Raw genomic sequence first — 21,591 nt, forward strand, 5'->3', positions numbered from 1 at the left:
GCTGCCGCACACCTGTGAAAGGGCGTCACGCGGGGCGCCGCTTCAGGGGCGGGGGGCCGTGTTCATGTGCGGCTCCGCCGCGCGGGCGCGATCGGCCACAACGCGGCGCGAGCCGCGGCACAACCGATCGCACCACGGCGTTCCGCTACAAACTCACCGTCTCACCCGGCAGGGAGAGGTCCAGCTCGACCGCCCTCTCCGCACCGGAGTGCGAAGCGGAGGAAGCGAGCGGCCCATGCCCGTACGCCCTCGCGGCGAGTACATACGCCCCCTCCGCCGGCACCGCCAGCTCGTACCGGCCGCCCTCGTCGGAGACGGCCGCCCCGGCTTGCCGGCCGCGGTGGTCGATCAGCGTCACCTTGGCCCGCGCGACGGGCGCCCCCGCCGCGTCCAGCACCCGCCCCCGGAACCCCCGCAGCACTTCCTCCGCCAGCTCCAGCACCGCGTCGTCCTCCTCGCTGCTGGCCCGCAGTCGCACCTGTCGCACCGGGCGGCCCGTCCTCGGCAGGCACAGGGCCAGCACCAGACCCGCCGCCACCGCGCCCGTCGCGATGAGGAACGACACCCGGAACCCGTGCATCGTCGGGATCGCCATGCCCCCCACGGTGTGCGCCGTGTTGGCGAGCACCATGCCGACGACGGCGCTCGACACCGACGTACCGATCGAGCGCATCAGCGTGTTGAGCCCGTTCGCCGCGCCCGTCTCCGACGCCGGCACCGCGCCGACGATCAGCGCGGGCAGCGAGGAGTACGCGAGCCCGATGCCCGCGCCGAGGATCACGGACGTGAGGATCGTCTCCCAGGCCGCCTGCATCAGGCCGAGCCCGCCGCCGTAGCCGATCGCGATGATCAGCAGGCCGATGATCAGGGTGGTCCGGGGGCCGTAGCGTGCGGAGAGCCGGGCGTACACCGGCGCGGTGAACATCATCGTCAGGCCCAGCGGCGCCACGCACAGACCGGCGACGACCATCGACTGGCCGAGCCCGTACCCCGTGGCCTTCGGCAGCTGGAGCAGCTGGGGCAGGACGAGCGAGACGACGTAGAACGCGACGCCGACCATGATCGACGCCAGGTTGGTGAAGAGCACCGCGGGGCGCGCGGTGGTGCGCAGGTCGACCAGCGGCGCCTTGGCACGCAGCTCGAACAGGCCCCAGAGGAGAAGGACGACCACGGCCGCGGCGAACAGGCCGAGCGTCGTCGCCGAGGACCAGCCCCAGTCGCTGCCCTTGGTGATGGGCAGCAGGAGCAGCACCAGGCCGGCGGAGAGCCCGAGCGCGCCGGGCAGGTCGAAGGAGCCCGCCGCGCGCATCGGGGACTCGGGGACGGTGAGCAGGGTGAGGGCGATGGCGAGCACGCCGAGGCCGGCGGCGCCGTAGAACAGCGCGTGCCAGTCCATGTGCTGGGCGACCAGCGCGGCGGCGGGCAGGGCGAGGCCACCGCCCACGCCTATGGAGGAACTCATCAGGGCCATGGCCGAGCCGAGCCGTTCGCGGGGCAGCATGTCCCGCATCAGGCCGATGCCGAGGGGGATCGCGCCCATGGCGAAGCCCTGGAGGGTACGGCCCGCGATCATGACGAGCAGCTGGCTGGTGAGCGCGCTGACCAGCGCGCCGACCACCATCACGGCGAGGCTGGCGATCAGCATGCGCCGCTTGCCGTACAGATCGCCGAGCCGGCCCATGATCGGGGTGGCGACGGCGCCGGACAGCAGGGTCGAGGTGAGCACCCAGGTGGCGTTGCTGGGCGCGGTGTGCAGCAGCTGGGGCAGGTCTTTGATGACCGGCACGAGCAGGGTCTGCATCACCGCGACCACGATGCCCGCGAAGGCGAGCACCGGGACGACGGCCCCGCTCGCCTCGCGCCGCGGTGCGTCGGTCGTCGTGTGGGTCATTGAGGGCGGCCTCCCGTAGACATGAGTGCGGGGTAAACCTCGTATGCACAAGCAACTATTCCGTTGCTTCGGGCCCCTAATGATTATTTGACCATCCTATGGGTTTCTGAGGCACTGTCAGGGGCTGTGGGTAGTACCGACGGCGTGACCAGGGCGGGCGGGGTGACGTAGTCCGCGCGGAGTAGGACCCCTGGTCCGAAATGCCGATGCAAGGACCGCAACCGGCCTGAGACCATGACATCCATGCTGGAGACCGCCGACACCCCGCCCCTCATATCCCGTCGTACGACACCCCCGACCTGGCTGGTGGTGGCGCTGGCCTGCGCCGGACAGTTCCTGGTGGTGCTGGACGTCTCCGTGGTGAACGTCGCGCTGCCGTCCATGCGCACCGACCTCGGTCTCAGCGTGTCCGGCCTGCAATGGGTGGTGAACGCGTACGCGATCGCCTTCGCCGGGTTCATGCTCCTCGGCGGCCGGGCCGGTGATCTGTACGGCCGCAAGCGGATGTTCCTCGTCGGCCTCGGCCTGTTCACCCTGGCCTCGCTGGGCGGCGGCCTCGCCCAGGAGGGCTGGCAGCTGCTGCTCGCCCGCGCGGTGCAGGGACTCGGCGCGGCGGTCCTCGCGCCCTCCACGCTCACCCTGCTGACCGCCGCGGTGCCGGAGGGCGCCGCACGCGCGCGGGCCATCGCCACCTGGGCCGCGGTCGGCGCGGGCGGCGGCGCCGCGGGCGGACTCGTCGGCGGGGTCCTGGTGGACGTGCTGTCCTGGCGCTGGGTGCTGCTGATCAACGTGCCGGTCGGCGCGGTCGTCCTGGCCGGCTCGCTGCGCTGGCTGGTGGAGAGCCGCGCCGGTGACCGCCGCCGCCTCGACCTGCCCGGCGCCCTGCTGGTCACCGCCGGCCTGGCCACGCTGGCGTACGGCATCTCGCGCACCCAGGAGAAGGGCTGGACCGCCCCGGCGAGCCTGCTGCCGCTGGCCGCCGGGGTGCTGCTGATCGCCCTGTTCCTGCTGGTCGAGGCGCGGACCCTGGCCCCGCTGATGCCGCTCGGGCTGCTGCGGCGGCGCCCGGTGGCCTCGGCGAACGCGGCGATGCTGGTGTCCGGCTCGGCGATGTTCTGCATGTGGTACTTCATGACGCTGTACGCGCAGAACGTGCTCGGCTACTCCCCGCTGGAGGCCGGTGCCGCGCTCGTGCCCAGCTCGCTGGCCGTGATCATCGGCTCCAAGGTGGCGCCCCGGCTGATGCGGACGGCGGGCCCGCGCTTCGTGGCGGTGCTCGGCACGCTGATCGGCGCGAGCGGCTTCGCCTGGCAGTCCACGATGAGCGCGCACGAGGCGTACGTCACCGCGATCATGTTCCCGGGCATCCTGATGATGCTGGGCGGCGGTCTGGCGATGACCCCGCTGGCCGCGCTGGCGACCTCGGGGGCGGCGGTCGGCGAGGCCGGGGTGGTCTCGGGCCTCGTCAACACCTCGCGCACGATGGGCGGTTCGCTCGGTCTGGCCGTGATGTCGACCATCGCCGCCGCCGGCACGGGCGCCGGCACCGGCCCCCAGGCCCTGACCGACGGCTACGCCCTGGCCTTCCGCGCCTCCACGGCGGTGCTGCTGGGCGGGGCGCTGCTGATGGCGCTGTGGCTGCCGCGCCATCTGCCGCACAAGTGAGCGTGCCGAGCGGCCGGTTCCGCCGCCGGTCTCACAGCCACCCCTGCTGACGGGCCTCCCGCACCGCCTCCGCGCGGTTGCGGGTGCCGGTCTTGCCGATGGCCGCGGACAGGTAGTTGCGCACGGTGGACTCGGACAGATGCAGCCGGCCCGCGACATCGGCGACCGTCGCCCCGTCCACGGACGCCTTCAGCACCTCGCGCTCGCGCGGGGTGAGCGGGTTCGGCCCGGCGCTGAGCGCGGCCGTCGCCAGCGCCGGATCGACCACCGTCTCCCCGGCCAGCACCCGCCGGATCGCCGCCGCCAGCTCCTCCACCGGCCCGTCCTTGACCAGGAACCCGGCCGCCCCGGCCTCCAGGGCCCGCCGCAGATACCCCGGCCGCCCGAACGTCGTCAGGATCAGCACCCGGCAGCCCGGCGCCCGCGCCCGCAGCTCCTCCGCCGCGTCGAGCCCGCTCATCCCGGGCAGCTCGATGTCCAGCAGCGCCACATCCGGCTCGTGCCGGAGCACGGCGGCCACGATCGCGTCCCCCGCGGCCACCTGCGCCACGACCTCGATGTCCTCCTCCAGCCCGAGCAGCAGGGCGAGCGCGCCGCGCATCATGCCCTGGTCCTCGGCGAGCAGAACCCGGATCGCCCCCCGGGGTGTCTCGTTCATGGGGTCAGCGTACGGCCGACCGCCTCACGAGGGATCCGGCGCCGCCACCCCGGCCGCCGCCGGTTCCTCGGCCACCAGCGGGAGTTCCGCCGTCACCGTGAAGCCGCCGCGTGCCGCCTCTCCCGCCGTGAGGGAGCCACCCGCGGCGGCCAGGCGTTCGGTGAGGCCCGTGAGGCCGGTGCCCCCGATGCCCGGGGCGGGGCGGCCGGCCGGGGTGCCGGAGCCGTCGTCGGTGACCGTCAGCCGGACGCGTTCCGCGGCGCTGGTCACGGCGATCTCGCAGCGGCTCGCGTCGCTGTGCCGGATCACATTGGTGACCGCCTCGCGGACCACCCACCCCAGCAGGGCCTCCGTCTGGGGCGCGAGAGGGGTGCCGGACCGGCGGAAGACCGGCTCGACGCCCGCCGCCGTCAACGCCGAGCGGGCGCGGTCCAGTTCGGTCGCCAGGCTGCCCTCGCGATAGCCGGTGACCGCCTCCCGGATCTCGGTGAGCGCCTGCCGGCCCACCGACTCGATGTCCGTGATCTGGCCCAGCGCCGCGTCCATGTCGCGCGGGGCCAGCCGCCGGGCCGCCTCCGACTTCACCACGATCACCGACAGGGTGTGGCCCAGCAGATCGTGCAGATCGCGGGAGAAGCGCAGCCGCTCCTTCTCCACCGCGCGCCGGGCCAGTTCCTCACGGGCGGCGCGCAACTCCCGTACCGCCTCGGACAGTCCGAGGATCGCGGCGGTCACCATGGTGGACAGGAACGTGGCGTACCCGATGTTCGTCGCGTCCGACCAGTCGCCGTGCACCCCGGACAGCGCGGCCGCGTAGACCGCCAGCAGGATCCCCGAGCGGCCCAGCCACGGTCCGCGCAGCGCGGCCCCCGCGGCCAGGCCCAGCAGCGGGAAGAACATCAGCCAGTTGCCGCCGTAGCCGAGCGCCAGGCCCGTGGTCAGCAGGCCCATCAGCAGCAGCGCCACCCGGGTGCGCGGCTCCTCGCGCCTGGCCCGGTCGAAGGAGCGGAAGGTGACGTAGATGTACAGGGAGTTGAAGGCGAACAGGCCCAGCCCGCCGATCAGCGGGTTCGGGGTCCGCCCCTGGAGCAGATTGGCGAAGGCCCCCATCCCCATCAGCAGCCAGGGCAGCAGCGCGAAGCCGCTGGGCGGCGGCCCGGGATCGCTGACGGCCGGTGCCTCGCCCCGCTTCCGGGCGGCCCGCGCGTCGGCCTTGAACCGCTCGTTCTCCGCCTTCCAGCGCTCCAGATCCGCCTTCCACTCCAGCCGCGCCGCCTGCCAGGCCCGCGCCCGGCACCGCACCCTCCGCCATCCCGACATGTTTCCGTTCCCCCAGGTCAGACGGAGCCCGCCCCACGGCGGTACGACAGCACGGCGTACGATCCGAACACCAGCAGCCAGCCCGTCAGCACGATGATCGCACCGGCGCCGGGGGCGTGTCCCTCCGCGACCGCGCCGCCCAGCTGGGCGAACCGGTTGGTCGGCGTGTACACCGAGACCGACCGCAGCCACCCCGGGAACAGCGTGGTCGGGAACCACAGCCCGCCCAGCACGGCCAGGCCCAGATTGCACGTCATGTTGGCCACGCCCGTGGCGGGACCGGTCAGCCGGTAGCCGTTGCCGAGGCCCAGCAGCGTGAACGGCACCGAGCCCAGCCACAGCAGCAGCGCGACCGCCGCCCACTGCCACACCGCGAGCCGCACCCCGTCGACCAGGCCGCCCGCCGCCAGCACGGCGACGATCGAGGGCAGCACCGTCACCACACCGGTCAGCGTCCGCCCGGCCACCACCTCGCGCGGGGTCATCGGCGTCACCCGCAGCTGCCGCAGCCAGCCCACCGCGCGGTCCTCGGCGACCGCGCCGCCGGTGTTCAGGGCGGAGCCGACGGCGCCGTACGCCGCCATGCCGATCATCGCCGCGGTCCGCCAAGTACCGCTGTTCTCGCCGACGTTGGTGAACAGCAGGTACATCATGACGGGCATCGCGATCCCGCCGATCACGAATCCCAGGTCGCGCAGGGTGCGACGGATCTCCAGCCGGACATAGGTGAGCATCACAGGGCCTTCGCGGTGGACGAGGGGGTGGGAGGCGCGCTTTCGGGTGCGGGTGCGGGTGCGTCGTGGCCGTTCGCGCGGTTCCCCGTGCCCCTGGGGGGTTGCCCCGAGGCCGCCGATGAAGTGAGGGCCAGGAACGCGTCGTCCAGCGACGCCGGGGCCACCTCCAGGCGGCGGACCGCGCCCAGCTCCGCCAGCGCGATCACCGTCGCGTCGGAGTCGTCCGTGCGCAGCCGGACCCGGCCGCCGGCCACCTCCAGGGAGCGGACGCCGGGCAGCAGGGCCAGGCCGTCCGGAGTACGGTCCCCGAGGTCCACGCAGACCAGGCTGCCGCCCGCGGCCCGCCGCAGCTCCTCGCCCGTGCCGTCCGCGACGATCCGGCCCCGGTCCAGCACCACGATCCGGTCGGCGAAGGAGTCCGCCTCCTCCAGGTAGTGGGTGGAGAAGAGCACGGTGTGCCCGCGCCGGGCGTACCCCCGCATCGACTCCCAGAACGCGTGCCGCGCCTCCACGTCCAGCGCCGCCGTCGGCTCGTCGAGGACCAGCAGCGAGGGATCGCCGGCCAGCGCCACCGCGAACCGCACTCTCTGCACCTGCCCGCCGGACAGCCGGTCCACCCGGCGCCCGGCCAGCGCGGCGATCCCGGCCAGCTCCAGGGCCCGCGCCACCGGCATCGGCGCCGGATAGCGCGAGGCCACGAAGGCGACCAGTTCGCCCACGGTGACCCGGGGCACCGGCCGGGCGTCCTGGAGCATCGCGCCCACCCGGCCGGCCCGCACCGCGCGCTCCGGCTCGGTCCCGAACAGCTCCACCCGGCCGGCGTCCGGCGGGTACAGCCCCAGCAGCATCCCGATGGTGGTCGACTTGCCGGCGCCGTTGCGGCCCAGCAGGGCCACGGTCTCGCCGCGCCCGATCCTCAGGTCCACCCCGTCCACGGCGCGCACGGACCCGAAGGTCCGCATCGCCCCCGTGAAGGACACGGCGGTGGTGTCCTCGTCCCTCTGTGTCATGCCTACGACGGTAGGAGCGGGAGCCGGTGCCCCGGCAGACGCAGTTGTACGGACTCGGGCGGTACAAATGTCACGGGTCCCGGCGTCACGGTCCGAGCGAGCTGACGTACCGTCAGTAGCCTTCACAACTGCGGGGGGCTGGGCTATACAGGGGGCGCCGGACTGGAACGCGTTCTAGACCCGTGGACGACCTCGGCGCGGCCGACGGTGCGGACGACCGCGCCGAGGTCTCGATACCTCTTGGGAGCCCCATGCCCATCGACGCAGCCAAGGCCCTCGCCGCCGGACCCCGCTCGGGTGGGATCACCTGGACCGCGAAGGACGTCCAGCTCTACCACCTGGGCATCGGCGCGGGCCGCCCCGCCACCGACCCGGACGAGCTGCGCTACACGCTGGAGTCCCGGCTGCATGTGCTGCCGAGCTTCGCCACCGTCGCGGGCGCCGGCGAACCGGGGGTGACCGGCGGGCTGTCCATGCCGGGCGTCGACGTCGATCTCGCCAGGGTGCTGCACGGCGGGCAGACCCTGCGGGTGCACCGGCCGATCCCGGTCGAGGGCAGCGCCACGACCACCTCCCGCGTCGCGGCCGTGTACGACAAGGGCACGGCCGCCGTCCTGGTGCTGCGCACCGAAGCAGGCGACGCCGAGGGCCCGTTGTGGACCAACGACGCGCAGATCTTCGTCCGGGGCGAGGGCGGCTGGGGCGGCGACCGGGGCCCCTCGGCCCGTCTGCCGGAACCGGGCGGTGAGCCGGACCGGACCGTCGAGCGCCCGGTCCGCCCCGACCAGGCCCTGCTCTACCGGCTCTCCGGCGACCTCAACCCCCTGCACGCCGACCCCGAGTTCGCCAAGCTCGCCGGGTTCGACCGGCCCATCCTGCACGGGCTGTGCACCTACGGCATGACGCTCAAGGCCGTGGCCGACACCCTCCTCGACGGCGACGTGGGCCGGGTGCGGTCGTACACCACCCGGTTCGCGGGCGTCGTCTTCCCGGGCGAGACCCTGCGCATCCGCATGTGGCGCGAGGCGGCGGACCGGGTGCGGGTCGCCGTCGCCGCCGTCGAACGGGACGACGCGCCGGTGCTCGCGGACACCGTCGTCGAGCACTCCTGAATCCAGTACCGCCAGTACCGCCAGCATCGAGGGGAGTCACGGCATGCGCGCAGCCGTACTGCACGAGACCGGCCAGGACAAGCTCGACGTCCTCGACGACATCGAGGCGGCCGGATTTGGCCCGGGCAAGGTCCGTATCAGGGTGCGGGCCACCGGGCTGTGCCACTCGGACCTGTCCGCGATGAACGGCGTACTGCCCCAGCCCGCACCGTTCGTACCGGGCCACGAGGGCGCGGGCGAGGTACTCGAAGTCGGTGAAGACGTACGGCACTTGAAGCCCGGCGACCGGGTGGTCGTCTGCTGGCTGCCCGCCTGCGGCGCCTGCCCGGCCTGCCGGCGCGGCCAGACCGAGCTGTGCCTGGCCGGGTTCATGAACGCGGGCACCCCCAACTTCCGCCGCCCCGGCGGCGACGTCTTCGGCTTCGCGGGCACCGGCACCTTCGCCGAGGAGGTCGTGCTGGACGCCGGGTGCGCCGTCCCGCTGCCCGACGACGTGCCGTACGACATCGCCGCGCTGATCGGCTGCGGTGTCACCACCGGACTCGGCGCCGCCCTCAACACCGCCGATCTCGCGGCCGGTTCCTCGGTCGCCGTCATCGGCTGCGGGGGCGTCGGCATCTCCGCGATCCAGGGGGCGCGGCTGAAGGGCGCCGCCGAGATCGTCGCCGTCGACCCGGTCCCGGCCCGCCGCGAGGCCGCCCTCGGATTCGGCGCCACCAGGGCCGTCGCACCCGACGGCCTTGCCGAGGCCAGGCAGCAGCTCACCGGCGGCGAGGGCTTCGACTACGTCTTCGAGGTCGTCGGCAGGTCCGCGACCGCCCGCACCGCCTACGAGAACACCCGGCGCGGCGGCACCCTCGTGGTGGTCGGCGCCGGGGCCATGGACGACTTCCTCCAGCTCAACATGTTCGAGCTGTTCTTCGACGAGAAGCGCATCCTGCCCTCCCTCTACGGCGGCGGGGACGTGGTCCGCTCCTACGAGCGCGCCATCGCCCTGTGGCGGGCCGGCCGCATCGACCTGGCCGGGCTGATCACCCACCGGGTCCCGCTCGCCGCGATCAACGAGGCACTGGACCAGATGCGTACCGGGACCGCCCTGCGTACGTGCGTCGAGATCTGAGGAACGCCGCCCATGACACTGCCACTTCAGGGGCTGTCCGCCGTCGTCACCGGGGCCGGGCGCGGGCTCGGCCGGGTCGAGGCCCTCGAACTCGCCCGCCTCGGCGCCGCCGTCGTCGTCAACGATCACGGCCGCCCGGGCCGGGACGGGACCGGGGAGGCCTCGGCCGGACCCGCCGAACAGGTCGTCGCCGAGATCCGCGACACCCTCGGCGGTACCGCCCTCGCCCACACCGGGGACGTCGCCGACTCGCAACAGGCCCGGGAACTGGTCGAGCTGGCGATCGGCGAGTTCGGCAAGCTGGACATCCTCGTCAACAACGCGGGCATCCTGCGCGACCGCATGATCTTCTCCATGACCGAGGACGAGTGGGACTCGGTGCTCCGCGTCCATCTCAAGGGGCACTTCAACACCACCCGCTTCGCCGCGGCGCACTGGCGCAGACGCGCCAAGGCCGCCGGGGAACCGGTCTACGGGCGGATCATCAACACCTCCTCGGAAGCCTTCCTCGCCGGATCCGCCGGACAGCCCAACTACGCCGCCGCCAAGGGCGGGATCGTCGGTCTCACCACCTCCACGGCCCTCGCCCTCGCCAAGTACGGCGTCACCGCCAACGCCATCTGCCCGCGCGCCCGCACCCGGATGACCGAGGACGTCTTCGCGGGCCTGGCGGCACCGGCCGAGGGCCTCGACCCGCTCGCCCCCGAGCATGTCGCCCCGCTCGTCGGCTACTTGGCCGCGCCGGCCGCCGCCCGCGTCAACGGACAGCTGCTCGTGGTGCACGGCGGCATGGTGGCGATCGTCGAACGGCCCCGGGTCCGGGAGCGGTTCGACAGCAAGCAGGAGACGTTCACGTACGACGAACTCGACGCGCTGCTCACCCCGCACTACGCGCGGCGACCGCCGGGGGAGACGTTCGCGGCGGCGGAGGTGCTGGCCCTCAAGCGCGAGCGGTAGACCCGGCGACGCCCGACGGCACCCGGTGGCACGGGAAGCAAGAGGAGGGGGCACCCTGGCGGGTGCCCCCTCCTCCTCCCACTACCTTCAGGCAGCCGCCTCGGTGGTCTCCTCGGCGGCCCTGCGGTGCCGGCCGTGCGGAGACGTGTCCGTCTCCGTGGCCGAGACCGGGCCGCGGTGCCGGCCGTGGCCGGCGTCTTCCAGAGAGTCGGCAGACAGCTGCTCCGTCATGCTGGTGTCGCTCATTGGACGTATTCACCCCGTCAACATCATCTTTCGTACAGCCGGAGGAGTGTAACCGGCACACCACGGCCCGAATCCAGGCGCACACGCCAACCGGCACTAGTTCGTTACAAGACGTCCCAGAGGTGCCTGCGCCAAGGGCACCGGACGCGGCGCCGCCGGTTCCGCGGAGCCCTGACCGGCCGCCCCGGCGCTCTTCGCGGCGGGCGTCCCGGCGGCCGTGGCGGCAGCCGCCTCCGCACCGCCCGGATGCGGACGCGGCTCACCCGCGGGCGCCCGCAGCTCGGCCACCCCGCACGGCGTCTCCCGGGTGGCGTACGGCAGCCGCAGCACCCCCTCCGGGGTCCACAGCCCCGACCCGGTCAACCAGCCCTTGGGCGCCGCGAGATGCCGTACCCGCCGCTCGGCCGGCCGCCAGATGCCCACCCAGGTGCCCACCGGCCCCTCGATGCGCAGCGCCACCGCGCAGCTCTCCGGCTCCAGCATCCGACCCGGCTGGATCGCGAACGGCACCGCCGTGCACTCCGGCAGCCGCAGCGAGGTGGGGAAGCGCACCGGCAGGGTGGAACCGAGGACCCCCCAGCCCAATCGTTCCTGCCCCGGCGAGGGCGCGTCGGAGGAGATCAGCAGCAGCCCGCTGTCCGGATCGGCCATCAGCAGCCGGTCGTCGCTGCCCGGGGTGATCTGGAGCAGCGGCGTCACCCGGCCCAGCTCCAGGTCCACCACGACCGTCTTGACGCACCCCTCCAGCTCCCGGTCCAGCGCCAGCAGCCGCCCGGTGCGGTCCAGCCAGACCCCGCCCGAACAGCGCCCCGGCACCTCCACCAGCCGCTCGGGCCCGCCCGGCCCGCCCGCCACCTGCCACACCGCGCTGCCGCGCGCGCCGACCGTGACGGCGTAGGCCCGCGCACCGCCCGGCGCCGGGGGCAGCAGGTCGAGCCGGACCCCGGGCCCCGCGCACTCCATGGCGCCCAGCGGCAGCTCCCCGGTGCCGGGCCCGGTCGGATACAGCAGCGCGAAGAGGTGCCGTACCCCCGCCCGCCGGTGGATCAGGACCCGCCCGTCGCCCAGCGGCTGCAGCTCGGTGCCGGGCTCCTCCGGCTGGTTGCCGGGCAGCGGCACCGCGTACGGCTCCGGGCCGTCCAGCGTCCAGCGCTCCGGGAACCAGGAGTCACCGTCCCGCGTGAGCCGCGCGGCGTACGCGCCGTCCGCCGTGAGCACGCAACCGCGCTCCGGGGAGCGGTCGTCCGTACCGACGGACGGGGATTCGACTGCACAGGCTGTCATCGTTCGGTCACCTCCGGCGACGAAGCTAGGTCGGAACGCACGGCCGTGCGGGTGGCCGACCCTCGCTTCACACATACGGGTGGCGCAGAAGCGATTCTTCTGAGGAAAAGGACATGACTGTGCTGCGGGCGGCCGGGAGGGGCGGACGCGGTTCAGCCCCGCCGAACAGCCAGGTAGCCTTTTCCCGTGCCCCGTCTGTCTGAAGTCATCGCCGCGCTGGAGAACCTGTGGCCCGCCGAGCGGGCCGAGTCCTGGGACGCGGTCGGCACGGTCGTGGGCGATCCCGGCCAGGAGGTCACCCGGGTCCTGTTCGCCGTCGACCCCGTCCAGGAGATCGTCGACGAGGCCGTCGAACTCGGCGCCGACCTGCTGGTCACCCACCACCCGCTCTATCTGCGCGGCACGACCACGGTCGCGGCCTCGCACTTCAAGGGCCGGGTCGTGCACACGCTGATCAAGAACGACATCGCGCTGCACGTCGCCCACACCAACGCCGACACCGCCGACCCGGGTGTCTCCGACGCCCTCGCCGGCGCGCTCGACGTCCGTGTCGTACGCCCCCTCGTGCCGGACCCCACCGACCCGAACGGGCGCCGGGGCCTCGGCCGGGTGTGCGAACTCGACCATCCGCTCACCCTGCGCGAACTGGCCGCGCGCGCCGCCGGGCGGCTGCCCGCCACCGCGCAGGGCATCCGGGTGGCGGGCGACCCCGACACCGTCGTGCGCACCCTCGCGGTCAGCGGCGGTTCCGGCGACAGCCTCTTCGACCAGGTGCGCGCGGCCGGCGTGGACGCCTTCCTCACCGCCGACCTGCGCCACCACCCGGCCTCCGAGGCCGTCGCGCAGACCCCGCTCGCGCTGCTGGACGCGGCGCACTGGGCCACCGAGTGGCCCTGGTGCGAGCAGGCCGCCGGCCAGCTCGACGAGATCTCCGACCGCCACGGCTGGGACCTGCGGGTCCATGTCTCCACGACGGTCACCGACCCCTGGACCGCCCACGCGGCGTCCTCCGTCACCACTAGCTAATGGGAGCCCCCAACTGAACGCCGCGCCCGCCGACCAGATCCGACTCCTCGACGTCCAGGCCCTCGACGTCCGCCTCCAGCAGCTCGCGCACAAGCGCAGGTCGCTGCCCGAGCACGCCGAGATCGAGACGCTGAACAAGGACCTCACCCAGCTGCGCGACCTGCTCGTGGCCGCGCAGACCGAGGAGAGCGACACCGCCCGCGAGCAGACCAAGGCCGAGCAGGACGTCGACCAGGTCCGCCAGCGCGCCACCCGCGACCAGCAGCGTCTCGACTCGGGCGCGGTCAGCTCGCCGAAGGACCTGGCCAACCTCCAGCACGAGATCGTCTCGCTCGCCAAGCGGCAGGGCGACCTGGAGGACGTCGTCCTGGAGGTCATGGAGCGCCGCGAGTCCGCCCAGGAGCGGGTGAACGAGCTGACCGAGCGGGTCGCCTCCGTCCAGTCGAAGATCGACGACGCGACCGGCCGCCGGGACGCCGCGTTCGAGGAGATCGACCGCGAGGCCGCGTCCGTCACCAAGGAGCGCGAGGTCGTCGCGGGCTCCGTCCCGGCGGACCTGCTCAAGCTGTACGACAAGCTGCGCGAGCAGCAGGGCGGCATCGGCGCGGCCAAGCTGTACGCCCGCACCTGCCAGGGCTGCCGCCAGGAGCTGGCCATCACCGAGCTGAACGAGGTCCGCTCGGCCGCCCCCGACACCGTGGTGCGCTGCGAGAACTGCCGCCGGATCCTGGTGCGTACGGCCGAGTCCGGGCTGTAAGGGGCGTACGGCGTGCGGGAGTTCATCGTCGAGGCGGACGGCGGTTCCCGGGGCAACCCGGGGCCCGCGGGCTACGGCGCGGTGGTCTGCGACGCGGCGACGGGCCAGACGCTGCTGGAGGCGGCCGAGTACATCGGCGTCGCCACGAACAACGTCGCCGAGTACCGGGGTCTGCTGGCCGGCCTGCACGCCGCCCACACCCTGGACCCCGCCGCCACCGTCCACGTCCGCATGGACTCCAAGCTGGTCATCGAGCAGATGTCCGGCCGCTGGAAGATCAAACACCCCTCGATGAAGCCGCTGGCGACGGAGGCCCGAGGGGTGTTCCCGGCCGACCGGGTGACCTACGAGTGGATCCCCCGCGCCGAGAACAAGCACGCCGACCGCCTGGCGAACGAGGCGATGGACGCGGGGGCGCGGGGGGAGCGGTGGAGCCCGGGGGAGTCGACGGCGGAGCTGGAGGCGGGTGCCGCGGGTGCCGCGGGTGCCGCGGGCGCCGGGGATGCCGGTGCAGCCGCGTCTGCCACGCCCGCCGCGTCTGCCGCGCCCGCCGCGTCTGCCGTGGCTGCGGGCAGCAGTGTCGCTGGGGCGATGGGGGTCCCCCCGCTCGCGCGAAGCCGAGAGCGGGGGCGGGCGGGCGCAGCGGCACCTCACACCGAGCAGCGCCCTGAACCCCCGGGCCAACAGCACCCCGACGGCTCAGGCAGGCAGCAGCCCACCACCCGTGGATGGTCAGCCGCCCCCGACCTGGGCACCCCCACCACCCTCGTCCTCCTCCGCCACGGGGAAACCCCCCTGACCCCCCAGAAACGCTTCTCGGGCAGCGGCGGCACCAACCCGCCCCTCTCCGTCGCCGGCCGCGACCAGGCCCACCGCGTCGCCGACGCCCTGGCGAGACGCGGCACCGTCCAGACCATCCTCGCCTCCCCCCTCACCCGCACCCGCGAGACCGCCGAGATCGTCGCCGCCCGCCTGAACCTGGACGTCGTCCTCGAAGACGGCCTGCGCGAAACGGACTTCGGCGCCTGGGAGGGCCTGACCTTCGGCGAGGTCCGCGACCGCCACCCGGACGACCTGAACGCCTGGCTCGCCGACCCCGCCGCCCGCCCCACCGGCGGCGGCGAGAGCTTCGCCGAGGTCGCCGCCCGCATCGCCGTCACCAAGGACGAACTGGTCACCGCCCACGCGGGCCGCACCGTCCTGCTCGTCACCCATGTGACCCCGATCAAGACGCTCGTCCGCCTCGCCCTCGGCGCCCCGCCCGAGTCCCTGTTCCGCATGGAACTCTCGGCCGCCTCCCTCTCCGCGGTGGCGTACTACGCCGACGGCAACGCGAGCGTCCGCCTCTTCAACGACACCTCACACCTGCGCTGACGCCGGGCGCAGCCCCGCCGCCGCCCGCGCGAGCGCCTCGATCCGCGCCCAGTCCCCGGCCGCCACCGCGTCCGCCGGCACCATCCAACTCCCGCCCACGCAGGCGACGTTGGGCAGGGCCAGATACTCCGCCGCGTTCCCGGGCCCGATCCCGCCGGTCGGACAGAACCGCGCCTGCGGCAACGGCCCGGCCAGCGACCGCAGATACGCCGTACCTCCCGCCGCCTGCGCCGGGAAGAACTTCATCTCCCGCACCCCGCGCTCCAGCAGCGCCACGACCTCCGAAGCGGTCGACACCCCCGGCAAAAACGGCACCCCGCACCCCCGCATCGCCGCCAGCAGCCCCTCCGTCCACCCGGGACTGACCAGGAACCGCGCCCCGGCCCCGACGGCCGCCGCCACCTGCCCCGGCGTGATCACCGTCCCCGCCCCGACGACGGCCTCGGGCACCTGCTCGGCGATCGCCCGGATCGCCTCCAACGCGGCAGGCGTACGAAGCGTCACCTCGACCACCGGCAACCCCCCACCCACGAGCGCCCGCGCCAGCGGCACGGCGGCGCAGGCATCCGCGAGCACGACCACCGGCACGACAGCCGCAAGATCGAGCACAGACCCGACCGGCGACGACGGCGACGACGGCGACAGCGACGGCGGCAACGGCCTGGGCTCGGGCGAGATCATGCCCTCATCGTCCCGACCCGCCACACTCCCCGCAATCGTCGTTGCACACAGCGCAACGTCCCCTAGTGGACCTCCTCCACCAACACATCCAGCCCCCACGCCTTCCCCGCCCGTTCCGGGGCCTGCGCCTCCACCTCGTACCCCAATTCCCGCAGGGCGTCGACCAGTTCGGCGGGGTCGCGGGGTGCGGAGCCGTTCGAGAGCAGGGAGCGTACGATCCGGCCCTTCGTCGCCTTGTTGAAGTGGCTGACGACCTTGCGGGTCGGCGCGTGCAGCACCCGTACCGTCGCCGTCCGGCCCGCGACCTCGCCCTTCGGCTTCCACGCCGCCGCGTACGCCGCCGAGCGCAGATCCAGCACCAGCCCGTTCCCGGCCGCCTCCGGCAGCACCTCGGCCATCGGGGCCCGCCAGTGCCCGGCCAGCGCGCCGAGCCCCGGCAGCCTGATCCCCATCGAGCAGCGGTAGGAGGGGATGCGGTCGGTCACCCGCACCGCGCCCCACAGCCCGGAGAAGACCAGCAGTGAGCGCGTCGCCCGCCGCTTCGCCGCCGCGTCCAGGGAGGCCAGGTCCAGGGCGTCGTACAGGACACCGGTGTAGATCTCCCCGGCGGGGCGCGCGCCGGCCGTGCGCAGGGCCGCGTTCTTGGCGACCTCGCCGCGCAGCCCCTCGCTGAGCCCCAGCACCTCGCGCGCCTTCTCCTCGTCGCCCGCGCACAGCTCGACCAGTTCCCCGAGCACGGCCTCGCGCGCGCCGGTCAGTCCCGGCAGGGACAGCGACTCCAGCCGCAGCGGGTCACCCTTGCCCGAGTCGGCCTTACCTTCCGAGGGCGGCAGCAGGACCAGCAACACGTACTCCTTCTCTTGCGCTCAGCCGCCAGCGTACGGGGTGCTGCCCGGCCCCCCGCGTCCTACGCTCGACTCATGCTCAGCCGCAGGATCCAGCCGGCCTCCCCCGCCGTCCTCGGCCGCGTCGAGGGCCCCGATCTCCCCCTGGGCGACCCCCTACGGGTCCGCCTCGTCAGGGCGTCGCCGGGCACGGCCGGGCCCCTGTTCATTCCCGCGTGAGCGTCTTCACGGCGGCCTTCGGCGTTCCGACCCAGCGTTCCAGGGCCGCGGTGAGTTCGCCGCCCCGCTCGTCGTCCTCCGTGTCCGCCGCCCAGGCCACGAAGCCGTCCGGGCGGACCAGGAGGGCCCTGAGGGCGGGCCTGGCCGGGCAGGTGGTGGTGAGGACGGTCAGGGTCCCGCCGTAGGGGGCGGCCAGGGCGCGCAGGGCGGGGGAGCCGGCGAGGTCGAGGAGGAGGGGGCGGCCGGTGTGCAGGTGCTCGCCCAGGCGGGTGCCGTCGGACAGCGGGAGGTCGGGGGCGTTCGCGCCGGTCAGCGGGTGGCTGCCGGGCAGGTCGTAGCGCTGCCAGACACCGGAGACACGGTTCACCAGGTAGGTCGTGCCGGCGCCGCTGCCCGCGAGGTCCTCGACCACCCGGCGCAGCGCGCGGGCGTGCCGGTCCGGGCGCATCAGCGCGATCTGGGCGCGGGTCCAGTCGAGCACCCAGGCGCCGATCGGATGCCGTTCGGCGGTGTAGGTGTCCAGCAGCGACTCGGGCGCCCGGCCCCGGACGACCGCGGCGAGCTTCCAGCCGAGGTTCAGCGCGTCCCCGAGACCGAGGTTGAGCCCTTGCCCGCCGAACGGCGAGTGCACATGCGCCGCGTCGCCCGCGAGCAGCACCCGGCCCCTGCGGTACTCGGTGGCCTGCCGGGCGTTGTCCGTGAACCGGGTCGCCGTGCGCACCCCGGTGACGCTCACCTCCGGTACGCCCGAGACCCGGCGCAGGCTCGCCTCCAACTCCCCGGCGGTGACGGGCGCGTACCGGTCGGCCGGCGGGCTGTCGAACTCGACGGTGAGGACGCGTCCGGGGAACGGCCCGTGCACGTACGTGCCCACGTCCGTCGTGTTCCAGCCCGTCTTCAGCCGCTCGGCGCCGCTGAGTTCGACCAGCGCCTGGTAGCCGGTGATCTCCGGTGCCGTGCCCGGGAACTCGAACCCGGCCAGCCTGCGCACCGTGCTCCGCCCGCCGTCGCAGCCGACCAGCCAGTCCGCGCGCACGGTCTGTTTGTCGAGCTGTACGACGACCCCGTCCGCGTCCTCCGTGAAGCCGGTCAGCTCCACGCCCCGCCGCACCTCCACCCCGAGCCGCTCGGCCCAGTGGCCCAGCGCCCGCTCCAACTCGGCCTGCGGGATGACGAGTCCGGGTCCGGCGGCGGGATCGGCGTCCGCCCACTCGGGGCCGGAACCGTCGAACAGCTCGGGGTCCAGCGTGATCCCGGCGAAGTGCCCGGCGAACCCGGGGCGTCGAGTCGTACCGCCGTTGTCGTCGCCCCCGTCCCCGTCGCCGTCCCCGTCGCCGTCCTTGAGGTCCCGGAACGCCCGGAGCCGTTCCTGCACCGCCTCGCGCACCGCCGTCAGCTCGGACAGCAGCCCCCGCCGGTTCAGGGCGACCACGCTCGGGTGGTTGATCCAGCCCGCCTTGATCGTCTCGTCCACCTCGGTGAGCCGCTCCACCACCAGCACCCGTGCGGCCCCGCCGAGCTTCAGCTCACCGGCGAGGAAGAGCCCCACGGGGCCGGCGCCGGCCACCACCACGTCGTACTGCGTGCCCTGTGTCGTCGTCATGAGCCGAACTATAGTCACTAAAAGTTTTTATCCGCTATAGTTTTTTCATGAACGATGAGCTGAGCGACGCCCCGGCGGGCGGCCCGGACGGCGAGAACGTGCTTCCGCTGCGGGAACGCAAGAAGCGCGCGACGCGTCGGCGGATCTCCGACATCGCGACGGAACTGTTCCGCGCGCGCGGCTTCGACGCGGTGACGGTCGCGGAGGTGGCCCGCGCGGCGGAGGTCTCCGCCATGACGGTCTTCAACTACTTCCCGCGCAAAGAGGACTTGCTCCTCGACCGCATCCCCGAGGCCGCCGACCTCTTCGCCACGGCCGTACGCGAACGCGCCCCGGACGAAGCCCCGTTGGCCGCCCTGCGCCGCCTGGCCCTCCGACTCGCGGACGAGCGGCACCCGTTGAGCGCCGTGGGGGAGAACTACGTCCCCTTCTGGCGCATCGTCATCGGCTCCCCGGCCCTGCGCGCCCGCGCCCGCGAGGGCGTCGAGGAGGTGGAGACGGCCCTCGCGGCGGCCCTCGCCGACGCCGGCACACCGGACCCGGACCTCCTCGCGGCCCTCGCCGTCGCCGCGTACCGCACGGTCTTCGTCACCACCGCACGCCGGCTCCTCGCCGGTGAACCGGTGGCACCGGTGGCCGAGGACCACCGGGCCCGCCTGGAGAGGGCGTTCACCGCGCTGGAACGGGCCGGGCTCGGCGCCCGGCCCGCCCGCTGACCTGCGCGGAAGGAAGCGGGACCCGGCGGACGTTCCAACGGCGGGCGAGGTGATCGCCGTACGACGAGGGGGCGTCCATGACCGAAGCGGTGAGTGCGGAAGCAGTGAGTGCGTGCGGGCCCGAACAGGCCCGGTGGCGACGGGCCCGACTCGGCCACGGGGGACCGCCCCTCGACCTGCTCACCGCGAGCTTCCGGCGGCACACCTACGCCCCGCACGCCCATGACGAGTACACGATCGGCGTCTGCGTCGGCGGGTACGAGGTGATCGACTACCGGGGCGGCCACATACGCACCGGGGCCGGGACGATCGTCGTACTGGACCCCGGTGAGATGCACACCGGTGGGCCCGGCAACGCCACCGACGGGTACGCCTACCGCGCGCTGTACGCCGCGCCGTCCCTGCTGGGGGAGGGCGCCACCGGGGGCGCCCCGCACTTTCCCGAACCCCTGCTGGACGACCCCGAGCTGGCCCTGGCACTGGCCCGCGCGCACGCCGAACTCAGCTCCTGCCCGGACCCGTTGGAGGCCGAGTCCCGGGTGCCCTGGCTGCTCACCGCGCTCGCCCGGCGGCACTCCGCCGCCCGGCCGCTCCCCGACCGCGTGCCCGGTGCGGCCGGCATCGCGCGGACGGTCCGCGACCGGCTCGCCGACGAGCTGACCGCCCCGCCGGTGCTCGCCTCGCTCGCCGCCGACCTGGGCCTTTCCCGGTACCAGCTGCTGCGGGCCTTCCGTACGGAGACGGGCATCCCGCCGTACGCCTGGCTCGCCCAGTACCGGGTGGGCAGGGCGCGGGTGCTGCTGGAGGCGGGGCTGCGGCCGGCGGAGGTGGCGGGCCTGGTCGGCTTCGCGGACCAGGCGCATCTGACCCGCTGGTTCCGCAGGGTGCTCGGGGTGACCCCGGCGGTGTACCGCAACAGCGTTCAAGACACCCGCTGAGGAAGTGGCCGAGACTCGCCGCATGACTGCACGTGGCTGGTTCCTGTTCTCCCTGATGGGAGTGGTCTGGGGCATCCCCTATCTGCTGATCAAGGTCGCGGTGGCCGAGGTGTCGCCGCCCGTCCTGGTGTTCACCCGCTGCGCGCTGGGCGCGGCCCTGCTGCTGCCGTTCGCGCTGCGCCAGGGCGGCCTGTCCCGCACGGTCCGCACCCACTGGCGCCCCATGCTGGCCTTCGCGGTCCTGGAGATCGTCGTCCCCTGGTTCACCCTGACCGACGCCGAACGGCATCTGTCCAGCTCCACCTCGGGTCTGCTGATCGCCGGGGTGCCGATCGTGGGCCTGATCGCGGCCCGCTTCCTCGGTACGACGGAGCACTTCGGCCCCCGGCGGCTGACCGGCCTCACCCTGGGCCTCGCCGGGGTCGCGGTCCTGGCCCTGCCCCACCTCACCGGCGGCGACGCCCGCTCCCTCGCCGAGGTACTGCTCACCGTCGTCGGCTACGCCACGGCGCCCCTGATAGCCGCCCGGCACCTGGGGGACGTCCCTTCCCTGCACCTGACGGCCCCCTGCCTGACCCTGGCCGCCCTGGTCTACGCCCCCGCCGCCGCCCTCACCCACCCGACCGCGCTGCCCTCCGCCCAGGCCCTCGCCGCCCTCGCCGCGCTGGGCGTGATCTGCACGGCCCTCGCCTTCGTGGCCTTCCTGGAGCTGATCAAGGAGGCGGGCCCCACCCGCGCCACGGTCATCACCTACGTGAACCCGGCCGTGGCGGTGGCCGCCGGTGCGGCCTTCCTGCACGAGCCGCTGACCCTCACCGTGCTGCTGGCCTTCGCGTTCATCCTGGCCGGCTCGGTGCTGGCGACGGCGGCCGGTCCGCGGCGCCGCACACGACCGGTACCATGGTCGGCACGGCAGACGAGCCGGGCGGACGGCCGCGTGGAGTCCCCCTAGGGGGCTTCCCGAGGAACGTCCGGGCTCCACAGGGCAGGGTGATGGCTAACGGCCACCCGGGGTGACCCGCGGGACAGTGCCACAGAAAACAGACCGCCGGGGACCTCGGTCCTCGGTAAGGGTGAAACGGTGGTGTAAGAGACCACCAGTGCCCAGGGCGACCTGGGCAGCTAGGTAAACCCCACCCGGAGCAAGGTCAAAAGGAGCGCCGTGAAAAGCGCTCTGCGCGGACGTTCGAGGGCTGCCCGCCCGAGTCCGCGGGTAGACCGCACGAGGCCGGCGGCAACGTCGGCCCTAGATGGATGGCCGTCGCCCCGGACCCCGCGAGGGACCCGGGGAACAGAACCCGGCGTACAGCCCGACTCGTCTGCCGCTGTTTGCGTCCAGCGCCTGTCCACTCGGTTGAAAGTGGCACATCCATGCGGCGGCGGTAACGGGCGTGCCCGCGCCCAGAGACTCCGTGTGCGGGCACGCCGGGGAAGA

Annotated in this window: 20 protein-coding genes, 1 other RNA gene and 1 pseudogene; 12 read left to right on the forward strand and 10 right to left on the reverse strand. The window is 73.8% G+C overall.

The genetic code is table 11. The features are described 5' to 3' along the window. Positions 1-145: 145 nt before the first annotated feature. Complete coding sequence (locus tag QHG49_RS24530; RefSeq protein ID WP_145485088.1) at positions 146-1,891, reverse strand: MFS transporter; 1,746 nt, start codon at positions 1,889-1,891, stop codon at positions 146-148. A 234-nt stretch (positions 1,892-2,125) separates the two neighbouring features. Here QHG49_RS24530 and QHG49_RS24535 point away from each other — a divergent pair, with 234 nt between their 5' ends. Next, positions 2,126-3,556 (forward strand): MFS transporter, encoded by a 1,431-nt coding sequence (locus QHG49_RS24535; protein WP_159700960.1) that lies wholly within the window; start codon positions 2,126-2,128, stop codon positions 3,554-3,556. Positions 3,557-3,587: 31 nt separating this feature from the next. Here QHG49_RS24535 and QHG49_RS24540 read toward each other — a convergent pair whose 3' ends face one another. The 4 genes from QHG49_RS24540 to QHG49_RS24555 are packed head-to-tail and all read right to left on the reverse strand — an operon-like array spanning position 3,588 to position 7,278. Next, on the reverse strand, positions 3,588-4,214 hold the full coding sequence (locus QHG49_RS24540) for a response regulator transcription factor (protein WP_145485086.1): 627 nt from the start codon (positions 4,212-4,214) through the stop codon (positions 3,588-3,590). A 24-nt stretch (positions 4,215-4,238) separates the two neighbouring features. After that, a complete protein-coding gene (locus QHG49_RS24545; RefSeq protein ID WP_301491323.1) occupies positions 4,239-5,534 on the reverse strand; it encodes a sensor histidine kinase in 1,296 nt (431 codons plus the stop codon). A gap of 17 nt (positions 5,535-5,551) precedes the next feature. Further along, complete coding sequence (locus QHG49_RS24550) at positions 5,552-6,268, reverse strand: ABC transporter permease (protein WP_301491324.1); 717 nt, start codon at positions 6,266-6,268, stop codon at positions 5,552-5,554. Continuing rightward, positions 6,268-7,278: an ABC transporter ATP-binding protein gene (locus QHG49_RS24555; protein ID WP_301491326.1), complete on the reverse strand. Its 1,011-nt coding sequence runs from the start codon at positions 7,276-7,278 to the stop codon at positions 6,268-6,270. The genes QHG49_RS24550 and QHG49_RS24555 overlap by 1 nt, the downstream gene beginning before the upstream one ends. A gap of 251 nt (positions 7,279-7,529) precedes the next feature. On the opposite strand from QHG49_RS24555, the gene QHG49_RS24560 reads away from it, so the two are divergent. The 3 genes from QHG49_RS24560 to QHG49_RS24570 are packed head-to-tail and all read left to right on the forward strand — an operon-like array spanning position 7,530 to position 10,467. Further along, entirely contained in the window at positions 7,530-8,390 is an 861-nt protein-coding gene (locus QHG49_RS24560; RefSeq protein ID WP_301491328.1) for a MaoC/PaaZ C-terminal domain-containing protein, read from the forward strand. A gap of 43 nt (positions 8,391-8,433) precedes the next feature. Continuing rightward, complete coding sequence (locus QHG49_RS24565; RefSeq protein ID WP_159700948.1) at positions 8,434-9,510, forward strand: Zn-dependent alcohol dehydrogenase; 1,077 nt, start codon at positions 8,434-8,436, stop codon at positions 9,508-9,510. Between the two features lie 12 nt (positions 9,511-9,522). Then, complete coding sequence (locus QHG49_RS24570) at positions 9,523-10,467, forward strand: 3-oxoacyl-ACP reductase (protein ID WP_301491330.1); 945 nt, start codon at positions 9,523-9,525, stop codon at positions 10,465-10,467. A gap of 87 nt (positions 10,468-10,554) precedes the next feature. On the opposite strand, the gene QHG49_RS24575 is transcribed toward QHG49_RS24570, so the two are convergent. Next, a complete protein-coding gene (locus QHG49_RS24575; protein ID WP_201300552.1) occupies positions 10,555-10,713 on the reverse strand; it encodes a hypothetical protein in 159 nt (52 codons plus the stop codon). A gap of 96 nt (positions 10,714-10,809) precedes the next feature. Continuing rightward, entirely contained in the window at positions 10,810-11,997 is a 1,188-nt protein-coding gene (locus QHG49_RS24580; RefSeq protein ID WP_301491332.1) for a hypothetical protein, read from the reverse strand. Positions 11,998-12,183: 186 nt separating this feature from the next. Between QHG49_RS24580 and QHG49_RS24585 the strand changes: the two genes are divergently transcribed. From QHG49_RS24585 to QHG49_RS24595, 3 genes are read left to right on the forward strand one after another with little or no spacing between them, the layout of a single operon-like run. Next, positions 12,184-13,023: a Nif3-like dinuclear metal center hexameric protein gene (locus QHG49_RS24585; RefSeq protein ID WP_301491333.1), complete on the forward strand. Its 840-nt coding sequence runs from the start codon at positions 12,184-12,186 to the stop codon at positions 13,021-13,023. Between the two features lie 13 nt (positions 13,024-13,036). Continuing rightward, on the forward strand, positions 13,037-13,780 hold the full coding sequence (locus QHG49_RS24590) for a zinc ribbon domain-containing protein (protein ID WP_159708119.1): 744 nt from the start codon (positions 13,037-13,039) through the stop codon (positions 13,778-13,780). Between the two features lie 12 nt (positions 13,781-13,792). Then, a complete protein-coding gene (locus QHG49_RS24595) occupies positions 13,793-15,154 on the forward strand; it encodes a bifunctional RNase H/acid phosphatase (RefSeq protein WP_301491334.1) in 1,362 nt (453 codons plus the stop codon). On the opposite strand, the gene eda is transcribed toward QHG49_RS24595, so the two are convergent. Next, positions 15,140-15,835, reverse strand: a complete 696-nt coding sequence (eda, locus tag QHG49_RS24600; RefSeq protein WP_301491335.1) for a bifunctional 4-hydroxy-2-oxoglutarate aldolase/2-dehydro-3-deoxy-phosphogluconate aldolase — start codon at positions 15,833-15,835, stop codon at positions 15,140-15,142. The genes QHG49_RS24595 and eda overlap by 15 nt on opposite strands. Before the next feature lie 62 nt (positions 15,836-15,897). Next, positions 15,898-16,680, reverse strand: coding sequence for a peroxide stress protein YaaA (yaaA, locus tag QHG49_RS24605; RefSeq protein ID WP_301492914.1), 783 nt, complete (start codon positions 16,678-16,680; stop codon positions 15,898-15,900). Positions 16,681-16,755: 75 nt separating this feature from the next. On the opposite strand from yaaA, the gene QHG49_RS24610 reads away from it, so the two are divergent. Further along, positions 16,756-16,899, forward strand: a complete 144-nt coding sequence (locus QHG49_RS24610) for a hypothetical protein (protein WP_159700930.1) — start codon at positions 16,756-16,758, stop codon at positions 16,897-16,899. On the opposite strand, the gene QHG49_RS24615 is transcribed toward QHG49_RS24610, so the two are convergent. Beyond that, a complete protein-coding gene (locus QHG49_RS24615; protein ID WP_301491336.1) occupies positions 16,886-18,502 on the reverse strand; it encodes an FAD-dependent monooxygenase in 1,617 nt (538 codons plus the stop codon). The two genes, QHG49_RS24610 and QHG49_RS24615, sit on opposite strands and share 14 nt — an antisense overlap. Positions 18,503-18,549: 47 nt before the next feature. Between QHG49_RS24615 and QHG49_RS24620 the strand changes: the two genes are divergently transcribed. The 4 genes and pseudogenes from QHG49_RS24620 to rnpB all read left to right on the forward strand — a co-directional run bounded on the left by QHG49_RS24620 (position 18,550) and on the right by rnpB (position 21,478). Further along, positions 18,550-19,218, forward strand: a complete 669-nt coding sequence (locus QHG49_RS24620) for a TetR/AcrR family transcriptional regulator (protein WP_301491337.1) — start codon at positions 18,550-18,552, stop codon at positions 19,216-19,218. Positions 19,219-19,295: 77 nt separating this feature from the next. Continuing rightward, complete coding sequence (locus tag QHG49_RS24625) at positions 19,296-20,156, forward strand: AraC family transcriptional regulator (protein WP_301491338.1); 861 nt, start codon at positions 19,296-19,298, stop codon at positions 20,154-20,156. Positions 20,157-20,211: 55 nt separating this feature from the next. Continuing rightward, positions 20,212-20,958: pseudogene (locus QHG49_RS34170) on the forward strand (DMT family transporter); the annotation flags it as partial. Between the two features lie 115 nt (positions 20,959-21,073). Next, positions 21,074-21,478, forward strand: an RNA gene (gene rnpB, locus QHG49_RS24635) — RNase P RNA component class A. The last annotated feature ends 113 nt before the right edge of the window (positions 21,479-21,591 follow it).

It is taken from the genome of Streptomyces sp. WP-1 (assembly GCF_030450125.1).
Lineage (GTDB): Bacteria > Actinomycetota > Actinomycetes > Streptomycetales > Streptomycetaceae > Streptomyces > Streptomyces incarnatus.